An 11981-nucleotide genomic window follows, 5' to 3' on the forward strand; every position below is an offset into this window, starting at 1 on the left:
ATACTCGCGCGAAAGGTATGCCGCCCGCCCTGCCGCGTCCAGTGCGACCGGCTGGCTCAGCCGCGCTCTTTCCAGCGCACCATCTGCCGCATGATCCCGTGCAACATCTGCACATCGGCCCGCGTCAGCCGCATCCGGCTCCACAGGTTGCGCAGGTTGATCTTCATGCCCTCGGCCTTAGTCTCGGGGAAAAAGAACCCCGCCGCCTCCAACCGTTCCTCGTAATGGGCGGCCAGCTTTTCGATCTCAAGGCCGCTGGCCCATTCCGTCTTGGTCATGTCCACGGTTTCATGCGGGACGTCACTGGCCTGCCGGCGCCACTCATAGCCGGTCAACAACACGCATTGCGCCAGGTTGAGTGACGGAAACTCGGGGTTGACCGGCACGGTGATGATGGCGTTGGCCTGCGCCACGTCGTCATTTTCCAGCCCCGCGCGCTCGGGGCCGAAGATCACCGCCACCTTTTCACCGGCGGCGATGCGCGCGGCAGCATCCCTCATCGCGCCTTCGGGGCTGAACACCGGCTTGGTCAGCCCACGCGCACGCGCCGTCGTGGCGTAGCTATAGGTGCAATCGGACAGCGCCTCGGGAAGGTCGGCGCAAAGCTGCGCCTCGTCCAGCAGGCGGCCAGCGCCGCTGGCCATCGTCACAGCCTTCTGGTTGGGCCAGCCGTCGCGCGGGGCGACCACGCGCATCCGGTCCAACCCGAAATTCCACATCGCGCGCGCAGCCCCGCCGATATTTTCACCCATCTGCGGGCGCACGAGAACGAAGGCTGGCTGTTTCTGATCGCTGGGCATCGCTTGTTCCGCTTGATCCGTCGCGCCCTGTTAGGCCAATGCGCCCGCGCTGAAAAGAGCGGATGCACGAAAAGCACCGCAAGGCCCACCGCGCGCGCCGCGCAACCCCTTGGCGCGGGCGGGATTTCCGCGCTATAGGGGCGGAACCCTTGCAGGAGCGCCAAGATGTCCACGCCAGAGCAACCGCAGATCTACCTCGTCACCCCGCCCGAGTTCGAACTGGCCCGCTTTCCCGCGCAACTGGGCGAGATACTGGATATTCACGATGTCGCCTGCGTGCGCCTGTCGCTGGCCACCCGCGACGAAGACCGCATTTCCCGCGCTGCCGACGCCCTGCGCGAGGTGACCCATGCCCGCGACGTGGCGCTGGTCATCGACAGCCATATCCTGATGGTCGAGCGGTTGGGCCTGGACGGCGTGCATTTGCCCGACGGCGCGCGCAACCTGCGCAAGGCCCGAAAGGAGCTGGGCCAGGATGCGATCGTGGGCGCGTTTTGCGGGGCCTCGCGCCACGACGGCATGAACGCGGGCGATGCCGGTGCCGACTACATCGCGTTCGGGCCGCTTTCAGGTGGCATACTGGGTGACGGCACCCTGGCCGAGCGAGAGTTGTTCGAATGGTGGTCGATGATGATCGAATTGCCCGTCGTGGCCGAAGGCGGGCTGACGCCGCAGGTCGTGCGTGACCTGTCGCCCGTGACCGACTTTTTCGCCATCGGCCCGGAAATCTGGTCAGCAACAGACCCTGCCTCGGAACTCGCGGCGCTCAAGGCCGCGATGGGCCAGGCCGGCTAACGCCGGTTGGGCGGCATGGCGCTGCGCACCACGTCCTCGACATGGGCAGCCAGCGATTTGCGGTTGGGAAAATCGTCAACGCGCACGGGCTGATGATAGACCACCTCGACCGCGCCCTGTTTCGGTGCGGCCAGCACCTTTAGCAAATGCGGCCCGAACGCCATATCACCCCACCAGCCATAAAACTGCCGGTCCTCACTTTCGGGTGGGTGATAGATCACGGTGCAGGGCTGGATATGCATTTCGTGCCGCAACCCATCGGCAAAGAACGCTTCGAACAGCGTGGTTTTGAACGGCAGGACCACCGAACCATCGGTCGAGGTGCCCTCGGGAAAAAACAGCAGCTTGTGCCCGGCCAGCAGGCGTTGCTGGAAAATTTCCTGTTGCTGACGCGCCTCGCGCCTGTCGCGGTTGATGAACACCGTGCCCGTTGCCCGCGCCAGGATGCCGATACCCGGCCAGCCCGCAACCTCGGACTTGGATACGAAATAGATCCGCTTGCCCGCGTTCAGCGCGAAGATGTCCAGCCACGAGGAATGGTTTGCCACCACCGCGCCCCGTGCCGCCATCCGCGCGCCGCGCCGGATATAGCGAAGGCCCATGACCACAAGGGCAGACCGGCAGACAAGGATTGTCAGGTAAGGCGTAAAGGGCCGTTGCGGGCGAAAGAATGGCCGCTCGACCAGGTAATGGCCCAGCACCGTCAAAAGCAGGCTCGGCACGATCACCACGATGATCGCGGCGGCGCGCAGCAAACCACGCACCCAGCCCATCGGCCCGATCGGCGAGGGGGCCGGTTCCGGCGGCATTTTCCAGCTGGCGTTCATGCGAGCGTTTTGCGCGCATAGATGGCACGCTGGCGCGCGCTCATCCGCGCAGTATCAAGTATCAGGCAAACATCGGTGGTATTGAACGCGTGGTCGACCCAGGCCCCCTCTCCCACGAAACCGCCCAGCCGCAGATAGGCTTTGATCAAGGACGGAATTTCCAGAACGGCGGCACGTCGATCCAGCGCGTCGGGCGCGATCCGGTTCATTTCGGCGTAATGTTGGGCGCGCGCACGCACGCGCAGCTCGGGCGGGGCCAGGTGGCCATGATGCAGCAAGGACAAGGGCGCGGCCAGCGCGGCGGGATCGGTGCCGTGAAACGAGGCAACCCCGAACAGAACATCGGTGCCATGCTCGTCGACATAGGCGGCAAGGCTGCTCCAGAGATGGAACATGCCCAGCCCGCCGCGATAGTCGCGGTGCAGGCAGGAGCGGCCCAGTTCCAGCAGCCGCCGGCCCGACGATTTCAGAACCGACAGATCATACTCATCCTCGGAATAGAACTGGCCAAGCGCGGCGGCCTGGTCGTCGCGCAACAGCCGATAGACCCCCACGACGCTGCTGCCTTCGGGGCGGGCCTTGTCGAGCAACAAAAGGTGGTCGAAAAAAGGGTCGAACCGGTCTTGTTCCAGGCGCGCGTCGTGATCGACCATCGTGCCGCCACCGCCAAGCTCTTCCACGAACACGTCATACCGCAGGCGCTGTGCCGCGCGCAGGTCATCGGCGCTGTTGGCAAGGCGAACGGAAAACTGGGGCGCGTGCATAAGCGACATGGGGCGGGGCTATCCTCGTGGATGGATGGGTTCGGACGTGTGTAGGCAAGTGACCGCTGAAACGCAATAATGGCGCGCGGATTGCCATTTGCCGACAATCGGTTACGATTTGTTAACCTGCGTCAGTCATCAAAAACGGGTTCCAAGGCGATGCGGGTGCCGTCGATGACCACCTTGCCCGCATCGGGAAAATTGACGGTTGTACGAGTGCCGATGCGCGATTGCACCTGCCCTAGGCCCCAATCGGGCCGGTTTGGGTGTCGCACCAGCATCCCCGGTTCCAGAAAACTGTTCATATCATCCATGCACGGCCCTTTCATCGGAGGTGCGTCTTGTCGAAACATACTGCTCAATTGGCCGCGTTGGTAGGGTCGCGAATTTGCCATGATCTGGTCAGCCCCGTGGGGGCCATCGGCAACGGCCTGGAGCTGATGGGTATGGGTGGCCAGGGCGAGGCCGAACTTGCGTTGGTCTCGGAAAGCCTGGCCAATGCGCAGGCGCGCATAAGGTTTTTCCGCGTGGCCTTTGGCGCGGCCAGCGCCGATCAGCCGATGGCGGAAACGGAACTGCGCGGCATTCTGGGCGACCTGGGCAAATCGGCGCGCCAACAGGTCGAATGGGCGGTGACCGGCGACGTGGCGCGCAGCGATGCGCGCCTGGCGTTTCTGGCCATCATGTGCCAGGAAAGCGCCCTGCCCTTTGGCGGACGGATCACGGTCACGCGCGACGGCGACACCTGGCAGGTGGCGGGCAGCGGCCCCAAGGTGATGATCGACGAAAACCTGTGGGAGGCATTGGGCCGCCCCGGTATCGAGGTCGCACCATCCGAGGTGCAGTTCGCCCTTTTGCCGCTGTTACTGGACGAGCACGGAAAACGCCCGCGCATCCGCATCGACACCGACCACGTGATCATAAGGTTCTGAAACGGCATATCGCACGCGGTGGCAGGCGCGCAGCCCGCGCTACCCCATGGAACGACAGCCTCAGACGCGCAAGAACCGAGGCCGGCCGGGCCGCTTTCATCAGCCGCGCACGGCCCCGTCACCCGCGACCAGGTACTTGAAACTGGTCAGCTGCGCCGCGCCCACGGGGCCGCGCGCATGCATCTTGCCCGTCGCGATCCCGATCTCGGCCCCCATGCCGAATTCCCCGCCATCCGCGAACTGGGTCGAGGCGTTGTGCATGATAATCGCGCTGTCGATCCGTTCGAAAAAGCGGGCCACGGCGTCGGTATCCTCGGCGATGATACATTCGGTGTGATGCGAACTGTAGCGCCGGATATGATCTATCGCGCCATCCACATCGTCGACGATGCGGGCGGCGATATCCATGTCCAGGTATTCGCGCCCCCAATCGGCGTCGGTGGCCTTGTCCGTTCCTTGCAGCCCCTCACCCGCATGAACCCGCACGCCTGCTTGCATCAACGCGGCGATCAGATCGGCACCCAGCGTATCGGCGATATCGCGGTGAATCAGCAGACATTCCGCCGCCCCGCAAATGCCGGTGCGCCGGGTCTTGGCATTCATCACCACGCGCAACGCCTTTTCAGGGTCGGCAGAGGCGTCGATATAAACATGCACGATCCCTTCGAGATGGGCGAAAACCGGCACGCGCGCCTCGCGCTGGACCAGCCCAACAAGGCCCTTGCCGCCGCGCGGCACGATCACGTCGATATAATCGGTCATTGTCAGCATCTCGGCCACGGCCGCGCGGTCGCGGGTGGGCACGCGCTGGATCGCGTCTTCGGGCAGGCCGGCAGCGCGCAGGCCCTGCACAAGGCAGGCATGGATGGCGCCGGAGGAATGGAAACTCTCCGAGCCACCGCGCAAGATCACCGCGTTACCCGCCTTCAGGCACAGCGCGCCGGCATCGGCCGTCACGTTGGGGCGGGATTCATAGATCACGCCCACCACGCCCAACGGCGTACGAACCCGACGGATATGCAGGCCGCTGGGCATGTCCCATTCGGCCAGAACCTCGCCCACCGGGTCATCCTGCGCCGCAACGGCGCGCAAGGCGTCGCGGATGCCCGAAATGCGCGCCTCGTCCAGCATCAGCCGGTCCTTCATCGCATCCGACAGGCCCTTGTCGCGGCCAAACTCCAGGTCGCGCGCATTCGCGGCGATGATCTCGGCGCGGGCGTCCCAGACCGCATCGGCCGCGGCTTCCAGCGCGGTGCGCTTGGCCGCGGCGCTGGCAAAGGCCAGTTCGGCCGCGGCTGCACGGGCGCGCTGGCCGATCTCGGCCATCAGGGCGGGAATGTCGTCGACGTCTTTCATGGGAGATACCCCTTATCCTGCGGCCTCAAACTGCCATATCGTCACGATGAATCAAAGCGGCACGCCCCGGGTAGCCCAGCACGCCTTCGATCTGGTCGGAACGACAGCCGCGAATGGCCGCGGCCTCGTCCGCCGTGTAACGGCTGAGCCCCTGGCCCAGCTTGCGGCCCGCTGCATCGCAGATCGCCACCGGGTCGCCGCGCCCGAACTTGCCCGTCACCTGCGCCACCCCGGCTGGAAGCAGGCTTTTTCCCTGCCCCAAGGCGCGTGCGGCGCCGGCATCAACGGTGATCTGGCCGCGCGGTTTCATCGCCGCGATCCAGCGTTTGCGCGCCGCTTGCGGGTCGCCCTGCGGGCGAAACCAGGTGGCATTCGCGCCGCCCTCCAGCGCCGTAAGCGGACGCATCGCCGACCCTTCGGTAATCGCCATGGCGCAGCCCGCGGCGGTGGCCATCTTGGCTGCCATCAGCTTGGTGATCATGCCGCCCTTGGACAGGCCCGACACGCCATCGCCGGCCATGGCCTCGATCTCGGGGGTGATCGCGTCGATCACCTCATAGCGGTGCGCGCCCGGATCGGTCTGCGGGTTGGCCGAATAGAACCCGTCGACATCCGACAACAGAATCAGTTGATCGGCCTCGACCGTCACCGCCACCTGCGCCGCCAGCCGATCGTTATCGCCATAGCGGATTTCATCGGTCGCCACGGTGTCGTTTTCATTGACGATCGGCACCACGCCCAGCGACAGGAGCGTTTCCATCGTCGCGCGGCTGTTGAGGTAACGGCGGCGATCAGTCGAATCCTCAAGCGTTACCAGCACCTGCGCGGTGGTCAGCCCGTGGGGCGCCAGCGCCTCTTCATAGGCGCGGGCCAGACGGATCTGGCCCACCGCCGCGGCAGCCTGCGACTGTTCCAGCGGCAGGTCACTGCCCCCCAGCCCCAGCACGCCGCGCCCCAGCGCGATAGAGCCCGACGAAACCAGAACGACATCGGCGCCCAGCGATTTCAGCCACGCCACGTCCTCGGCCAGCGCGTGCAGCCAATCGGCTCGCAAAGCCCCGCTGGCACGATCGACCAGCAGGGCCGACCCGATCTTGATGACAACACGGCGGGCAGTGCTCAGGGTTGCCACGGTTCATCCTCGTCCACGGCTTTTTCACGCAGGCGTCCGGCGTCGATATGGCTGCGCAGCGCGCGCAACACGTCCTCGGTGCCTTCGCCGGACACGCCCGACATCATCATGACACGCTCGGCGCCCGCGGCCTGCAACTCGTCGCGCAGAAATTCGCGTTCCTCGGCATCCAGCGTGTCGATCTTGTTCAACACGGTCACGCGGGCCTTGTCGGCCAGCCCCGAGCCATAGGCCGCCAGCTCATCGACGATGGTCTGGTAATCCTCGACCAACGTCCCCGAGCTGCCATCGACCAAGTGCAACAGAACCGCGCACCGTTCGATATGGCCCAGGAACAGATCACCCAGGCCCCGGCCTTCGCTGGCGCCCTCGATCAGGCCGGGAATGTCGGCCACCACGAACTCCACCCCATCAACACCCACGACACCAAGGTTGGGATGCAGCGTGGTGAACGGGTAATCGGCCACCTTGGGCCGCGCGTTCGACGTGGCCGCCAGAAAGGTCGATTTTCCGGCGTTCGGCAGGCCCACCAAGCCGACATCGGCAATCAGCTTCAGCCGCAGCCAAAGCGTGCGCTCGACCCCGTCTTGCCCCGGATTGGCACGGCGTGGCGCCTGGTTGGTGGAACTCTTGAAATGCAGGTTGCCCCAGCCGCCATTGCCACCCTTGGCCAGCAGCACGCGCTGGCCGACCTCGGTCAGGTCGGCGATCAGGGTTTCCTGGTCCTCGTCCAGGATCTCGGTGCCCACGGGCACGCGCAGCAGGATGTCCTTGCCATCCGGCCCGGTGCGCTGCCGCCCCATGCCCGGCCTGCCGTTATCGGCAAAGAAATGCTGCTGGTAGCGGAAATCAATCAGCGTGTTCAGCCCGTCCACAGCCTCGGCCCAGACCGAGCCGCCGGTGCCGCCATCGCCGCCATCGGGGCCGCCATATTCGATGTATTTCTCGCGCCGGAACGAGATACACCCGTTCCCGCCCGATCCCGAACGAATATAGACCTTTGCGAGATCAAGGAATTTCATGCCCGGCTCCTTTGGGTTGGGCGTCTATCGCAAAGGCCATGCCCTGCTCAACTCAGTTTTCTGGTATAGGTCCAGGTCGGCACCGTGGCCGCCCGCGCCACCGAATAGCTTTCCGCATCGCCCAGGTAGGCGAAACCGCCATTCGTCAGCACCCGGGCCGAGGCCGGATTGTCCTGGAAAATCTCGGCGAAAAGCGTCTGGCTGTCATGCGGGTTGGCAGCTATGATCGCCGCCAGCGCGGCCGAGGCCACCCCGGTATTCCAGAACGCGGGCGCAACCCAGAACGCGACCTGGCTTTGCCCCCGGTCCAGCTTTTCCAACCCGATCAGGCCCATCACCTCGGTGCCGCCCTGTTTGCTGCCATCCATCGCCCACAGGTCTTCGCTCCGCTCGGGCGACAGCGCCCGCGCGATCAGCGCCTCGGCCGCGCCGGGGGGGAACGGATGGGGGATGGTGCGCGTCATCCGTGCCACGCGCGCATCGCCCGCATACATCGCGATCAACCCGGCGTCAGACCCGCGCAGCGGGCGCAGCAGAAAACCATCGGCCTCGATCCGGGGTTGGCCAAGTGTCGGTTCCATGTTCATGCGCCTTCTCCTCCAAAAAGCACCAGCAGCACCGAGGCAACGGTCAGCGCTGCCAGGGTCCACATCAGATACCGCTCGGCCGGCGTGCCCGCGACCGTGCGCGCGATCCGGTCACCTGCGAAGGTCCAGATCGGGTGCAGTATAATCTGCAATGATAACAGGCAGATGGCGATTGTCGCCGTTGCCTGCAAGGCCGGGGTACCCGGGTTCACGAAGTTGGCAAACCCGGTGATGATCATCGCCCATGCCTTGGGGTTAAGCGGATGCACCACAAGCCCGGCAAAAAACCCCGGCGCGCGGCTGGCCTGCGCGCCCGGTGCCAGGCGCAGGTTGGCCACTTTCCACGCCAGCCAGCAGATATAGGCCAGGCTGGCCCATTTCAGTAGCTCGAACGCCCAAGGATAGCGCACCGCCACGCCCATCAGCCCGAAGCCGATGGGCCAGATGATGATCTGCTTTCCCAACGCCACGCCGGCGACAAAAGGCAGCGCCGCGCGGAATCCAAACCGCGCGCCGGTGGCCATCAACGCCATGTTGGCGGGTCCGGGGGTGCCAACCTGGCTGGCCCCGAACACCAGGAAACTGATCACTGCAACGCCCATTCCGGCATGGCTCCTGCAACGAAAAAGGGGACCGGCCCTTGCCGATCCCCTTATACGTGTCGCGTTAAGGTCGGCTTATTCCGCGGCCTCGACGTCCGGCATGACCGAAATGAAGGTGCGGCCCTTGAGGCCCTTGTGAAATTTCACACGGCCTTCGGAGGTTGCAAAGATGGTGTGATCCTTGCCCTGGCCAACACCTTCGCCCGGCCACCACTTGTTGCCACGCTGACGCGCAATGATGTTGCCGGGGATCACGTCCTGACCACCGAATTTCTTGATGCCGAGGCGACGACCTGCTGAGTCGCGCCCGTTACGGGACGAACCGCCTGCTTTTTTGTGTGCCATGGGTTTGTCTCCTTACTTTCCTGCCAGTTCCTTGGCCTGATCGACCCAGCCTTCGCGCTCGATCCGGCCCTTGAACGACAGCTTTTCGTCCATTGCGGCGATGTCCTGTTCGGTCCAGGCCGCGATCTGGGCAAAGGTGGTCACCCCTGCCTCGTGCAGTTTCTTTTCAAGCGCCGGACCAACGCCCGACAGCTTTTTCAGGTCGTCCGCGCCAGAGGCGGCGGCAGCCTTGGGGGCAGCGGCCTTCTTGGCGGCCTTTTTCGGGGCAGCGGCCTTGGGGGCAGCGGCGGCCGCGGCGACGCCCGCAACCGAGCCTGCGCCCACGGCGGCCTTGACGCCCGACTTGTCAGCACCCGATGCGAGGATCTCGGTGATCTTGACCAGCGTCAGTTTCTGACGGTGACCCACGGTGCGCTTGGACGAATGCTTACGGCGGCGGCGCACGAAGTTGATGACCTTGTCGCCCTTGACCTGGTCGATCACTTCGGCCTGCACGGCAGCGCCGTCGACCAAGGGTGCGCCGACAACGGTCTTGTCGCCACCCACCATCAAAATCTCGTTGAACTGCACGGTCTCACCCGCGTCAGCGGCCAGCTTTTCCACCCGGAGCATATCGCCGGACTGGACCTTGTATTGCTTGCCGCCGGTTTTCATAACCGCGAACATCGGTGTCTTCCTTCTTGTCTTCCGCGTCCTGGGGCCCCCGGTTGAGGGTGTTTCTGGCCTTGCGGCCGCCGCGAACAGCGTGCCCGTGTCGGGCATTACCAAATGAACACCGGGCAGAGTCGCCCCTGCCCGGGTGCGTGCTTGTCCCTCAAACCCGCGATCGAGTCAAGGGCGATAGCCTTACAATTCCTCGCCGCGCGCCATGCGGCTGGCCACCGCCAGCCCCAATGATCGCGACTGTGTGGCATACATGCTGTCGAACCCCGCGAACAGCGCCCGGTTCAGCGCCCGGCCCGCATCCGTGCGCGACACAGCCACGTAATCGGCCAGCGTCGCATCTGGCAGGTCTTCATAGGCCATTGTCAGGTAGGCAAACAGCCATTCACGCGTGTCGGCGCGGGTTTCGGCCTCCTGGGTCCAGACATCGCTCAGGATCTCATCTTCGGTCATGTCCAGCGCCCCGCCTTCCACCAGACCGGCCAGGAACTGGTAATTGGCGTTCAGTGCACCCGAGACGTTGTATTCCAGCAAGTCGTTGACCTGCACATATTCCGCGATCAGGCGCTGGCGCGGGCTGGTCTTGTCGGCCTCGCGCCAGGTCTCGCGCGCGGCCTCTTCGATGGTGGGCGTCAGAAAGGTTGCGCGCGTCTCAAGCTCGGCCGCGACCAGCGCCTGCCCCGCGTCGCTGCGGAAAAACGCGATCAGCGGCCCGGCATCGGCATCCCCGAAAGCGCGGGTGAATTCCGATCGCACCACATTGGTCATCTTGTCGGTATCATAGATGCGCGCCAGCAGCGCCCGCCACGCGGCATCCGGGCCGTCGGGCAGCATCTCCTGGGCAAGGCCGTTGCCATAGGCCAGCCCCTCGTCATGCATCAGGTCGATCAACCGGTCGAGCTCCAACGCATCGAACAGGTGTTCTATATCATCCGTTGCGCGCACCGGTGCGGCCAGCACCAGCAGAAGCGCCAGCAATGGGCCCAGGCGGAACAGCGCGCTCACAGCTCTTCCTGCGGTGCCAGTTGCGCCATCGCCACGGCCAGCGCCTCGAACCGGCCTGCCATGATCTCGTGCTGAACCGCGTTGAGCAGTTCATATACCCGCCGCATCCTGGGGTGCTCCAACGCCTCGGCATAGGCTTCCAGGTCTTCGACCGAAAAATCACGGTAGGTAAAGGCCGCCCCGGCCAGCGCGTTGCGCCGCAATTCGCTGCGCAGCTCGTCACGGTCTTCGGCCAGCGCGGCGCGCAGCGCCCCCTCGTCCAACCGTTGGCCCAGAACGCCCGCAGCCGAGGCCGCCATGAGGAACCGCACCTGGATTTCTTCTACCGCACGCACGCTGGCATCATCGCTGCTGATCGCGTCATTCATCCGCTGGAACACCTCGACCTTGGGCGAGTCGCGCGCCTCGAGCTCTGCAAACAGGGCCTCGCCCCGATCCAGCTTGCCTGTTCGGTCCGCCTCTCTGTGCGAGGCGTTTTCGGCCACCACCAGCCGCTGGCCCAGATCGGTGGCATAAAACCCGGCCGCGTGCGCCAAGTCATCCTGATCCAGCGTTTCCACCAAGATTCCCACCGCCATGTCATGCATACGGTCGGTATCGAACACCCGTTCGGCAAGACGGGTCCATTGCGCGCCGAAATCCCCGGCCTCGCGCCCCAGCATGCGCGGCGCGTTTTCCGCCGACAGCGCGATCGATTCCAAAGCCACGTCGAAACCGGTCGTGGTCAGAAACGCCTCGACACGGTCACGGTCGGTCGCGTGCACGGGCGACGCCGGTGCGAAAACCAGCGCGATCCCGGCAAGAAACGCGAAAAGAAACGGTGAAAGTTGCCTGGCGAACATGGGGCCTCCTATGGTTACGCGGGCCTGTGACAAAGCGTAAGGCATCTGAATTCACAGGCAATATCAAAACGCCCCTTGAACCCCGCGGCAAAGGGGGCTAAACGCACGCCCCAGACCCCCGCGGAGAGGTGCCGGAGTGGTCGAACGGGGCGGTCTCGAAAACCGTTGACCCTTCACGGGGTCCCAGGGTTCGAATCCCTGTCTCTCCGCCACAAGCTTCCTGCAAGTGGCTTGTATCAATGACCTTCTCCGTTCCCGCGGAGGCGCATCGCGTGTGCATACGACAAGCCCTGCGCGCGCACCAACCAG

15 protein-coding genes and 1 tRNA gene are annotated in these 11981 nt (G+C 64.8%); 3 read left to right on the forward strand and 13 right to left on the reverse strand.

The window, feature by feature from the left end; translation table 11 throughout:
- Window positions 1-56: 56 nt before the first annotated feature.
- The gene (locus tag M8744_RS08790; protein WP_251413379.1) at window positions 57-800 is read right to left on the reverse strand and encodes an RNA methyltransferase; all 744 of its coding nucleotides are present in this window, start codon (window positions 798-800) and stop codon (window positions 57-59) included.
- Between the two features lie 165 nt (window positions 801-965).
- Between M8744_RS08790 and M8744_RS08795 the strand changes: the two genes are divergently transcribed.
- A complete protein-coding gene (locus tag M8744_RS08795) occupies window positions 966-1595 on the forward strand; it encodes a thiamine phosphate synthase (RefSeq protein ID WP_251413382.1) in 630 nt (209 codons plus the stop codon).
- Here the strand turns inward: M8744_RS08795 and olsA are convergent.
- From olsA to M8744_RS08810, 3 genes are all read right to left on the reverse strand, one after another.
- Entirely contained in the window at window positions 1592-2422 is an 831-nt protein-coding gene (gene olsA, locus M8744_RS08800; protein WP_252409421.1) for a lyso-ornithine lipid O-acyltransferase, read from the reverse strand. The genes M8744_RS08795 and olsA overlap by 4 nt on opposite strands.
- Window positions 2419-3195, reverse strand: coding sequence for an L-ornithine N(alpha)-acyltransferase (gene olsB / locus M8744_RS08805; protein WP_251413399.1), 777 nt, complete (start codon window positions 3193-3195; stop codon window positions 2419-2421). The genes olsA and olsB overlap by 4 nt, the downstream gene beginning before the upstream one ends.
- Before the next feature lie 122 nt (window positions 3196-3317).
- The gene (locus M8744_RS08810; RefSeq protein WP_251413402.1) at window positions 3318-3500 is read right to left on the reverse strand and encodes a DUF3553 domain-containing protein; all 183 of its coding nucleotides are present in this window, start codon (window positions 3498-3500) and stop codon (window positions 3318-3320) included.
- A 27-nt stretch (window positions 3501-3527) separates the two neighbouring features.
- Here M8744_RS08810 and M8744_RS08815 point away from each other — a divergent pair, with 27 nt between their 5' ends.
- Window positions 3528-4118: a histidine phosphotransferase family protein gene (locus M8744_RS08815; RefSeq protein ID WP_251413411.1), complete on the forward strand. Its 591-nt coding sequence runs from the start codon at window positions 3528-3530 to the stop codon at window positions 4116-4118.
- Between the two features lie 99 nt (window positions 4119-4217).
- Here M8744_RS08815 and M8744_RS08820 read toward each other — a convergent pair whose 3' ends face one another.
- The 9 genes from M8744_RS08820 to M8744_RS08860 all read right to left on the reverse strand — a co-directional run bounded on the left by M8744_RS08820 (window position 4218) and on the right by M8744_RS08860 (window position 11672).
- Window positions 4218-5474, reverse strand: a complete 1257-nt coding sequence (locus tag M8744_RS08820) for a glutamate-5-semialdehyde dehydrogenase (protein ID WP_251413427.1) — start codon at window positions 5472-5474, stop codon at window positions 4218-4220.
- 25 nt (window positions 5475-5499) lie between these two features.
- Window positions 5500-6606 (reverse strand): glutamate 5-kinase, encoded by a 1107-nt coding sequence (gene proB, locus M8744_RS08825; RefSeq protein WP_251413449.1) that lies wholly within the window; start codon window positions 6604-6606, stop codon window positions 5500-5502.
- Window positions 6594-7628 (reverse strand): GTPase ObgE, encoded by a 1035-nt coding sequence (obgE, locus tag M8744_RS08830; protein WP_251413463.1) that lies wholly within the window; start codon window positions 7626-7628, stop codon window positions 6594-6596. Before obgE ends, proB begins: the two co-directional genes overlap by 13 nt.
- Window positions 7629-7675: 47 nt before the next feature.
- Window positions 7676-8215 carry a GNAT family N-acetyltransferase gene (locus M8744_RS08835; RefSeq protein WP_251413465.1) on the reverse strand — a complete coding sequence of 180 codons (540 nt, stop codon included), beginning with the start codon at window positions 8213-8215 and terminating at the stop codon, window positions 7676-7678.
- Window positions 8212-8817: a LysE family translocator gene (locus M8744_RS08840; protein ID WP_251413467.1), complete on the reverse strand. Its 606-nt coding sequence runs from the start codon at window positions 8815-8817 to the stop codon at window positions 8212-8214. Before M8744_RS08840 ends, M8744_RS08835 begins: the two co-directional genes overlap by 4 nt.
- A gap of 75 nt (window positions 8818-8892) precedes the next feature.
- Complete coding sequence (rpmA, locus tag M8744_RS08845; RefSeq protein WP_251413479.1) at window positions 8893-9162, reverse strand: 50S ribosomal protein L27; 270 nt, start codon at window positions 9160-9162, stop codon at window positions 8893-8895.
- A gap of 12 nt (window positions 9163-9174) precedes the next feature.
- On the reverse strand, window positions 9175-9828 hold the full coding sequence (locus M8744_RS08850) for a 50S ribosomal protein L21 (RefSeq protein WP_251413481.1): 654 nt from the start codon (window positions 9826-9828) through the stop codon (window positions 9175-9177).
- 180 nt (window positions 9829-10008) lie between these two features.
- Window positions 10009-10830 carry a DUF2059 domain-containing protein gene (locus tag M8744_RS08855; RefSeq protein ID WP_251413483.1) on the reverse strand — a complete coding sequence of 274 codons (822 nt, stop codon included), beginning with the start codon at window positions 10828-10830 and terminating at the stop codon, window positions 10009-10011.
- Window positions 10827-11672 (reverse strand): DUF2059 domain-containing protein, encoded by an 846-nt coding sequence (locus M8744_RS08860; protein ID WP_251413486.1) that lies wholly within the window; start codon window positions 11670-11672, stop codon window positions 10827-10829. The genes M8744_RS08855 and M8744_RS08860 overlap by 4 nt, the downstream gene beginning before the upstream one ends.
- Before the next feature lie 122 nt (window positions 11673-11794).
- Between M8744_RS08860 and M8744_RS08865 the strand changes: the two genes are divergently transcribed.
- A tRNA-Ser gene (locus M8744_RS08865) sits at window positions 11795-11884 on the forward strand.
- Window positions 11885-11981: the final 97 nt, after the last annotated feature.

It is taken from the genome of Lutimaribacter degradans, from assembly GCF_023703375.1.
GTDB classification, from domain to species: Bacteria; Pseudomonadota; Alphaproteobacteria; order Rhodobacterales; family Rhodobacteraceae; genus Lutimaribacter; species Lutimaribacter degradans.

Excerpts from the sequence above, each read along its gene's own strand:
- M8744_RS08790 (WP_251413379.1), bottom strand. The coding sequence starts at position 800 with ATGCCCAGCGATCAGAAACAGCCAGCCTTCGTTCTCGTGCGCCCGCAG.
- M8744_RS08795 (WP_251413382.1), top strand. The coding sequence starts at position 966 with ATGTCCACGCCAGAGCAACCGCAGATCTACCTCGTCACCCCGCCCGAG.
- olsA (WP_252409421.1), bottom strand. The coding sequence starts at position 2,422 with ATGAACGCCAGCTGGAAAATGCCGCCGGAACCGGCCCCCTCGCCGATC.
- olsB (WP_251413399.1), bottom strand. The coding sequence starts at position 3,195 with ATGTCGCTTATGCACGCGCCCCAGTTTTCCGTTCGCCTTGCCAACAGC.
- M8744_RS08810 (WP_251413402.1), bottom strand. The coding sequence starts at position 3,500 with ATGGATGATATGAACAGTTTTCTGGAACCGGGGATGCTGGTGCGACAC.
- M8744_RS08820 (WP_251413427.1), bottom strand. The coding sequence starts at position 5,474 with ATGAAAGACGTCGACGACATTCCCGCCCTGATGGCCGAGATCGGCCAG.
- obgE (WP_251413463.1), bottom strand. The coding sequence starts at position 7,628 with ATGAAATTCCTTGATCTCGCAAAGGTCTATATTCGTTCGGGATCGGGC.
- M8744_RS08835 (WP_251413465.1), bottom strand. The coding sequence starts at position 8,215 with ATGAACATGGAACCGACACTTGGCCAACCCCGGATCGAGGCCGATGGT.
- M8744_RS08840 (WP_251413467.1), bottom strand. The coding sequence starts at position 8,817 with ATGGGCGTTGCAGTGATCAGTTTCCTGGTGTTCGGGGCCAGCCAGGTT.
- rpmA (WP_251413479.1), bottom strand. The coding sequence starts at position 9,162 with ATGGCACACAAAAAAGCAGGCGGTTCGTCCCGTAACGGGCGCGACTCA.
- M8744_RS08850 (WP_251413481.1), bottom strand. The coding sequence starts at position 9,828 with ATGTTCGCGGTTATGAAAACCGGCGGCAAGCAATACAAGGTCCAGTCC.
- M8744_RS08860 (WP_251413486.1), bottom strand. The coding sequence starts at position 11,672 with ATGTTCGCCAGGCAACTTTCACCGTTTCTTTTCGCGTTTCTTGCCGGG.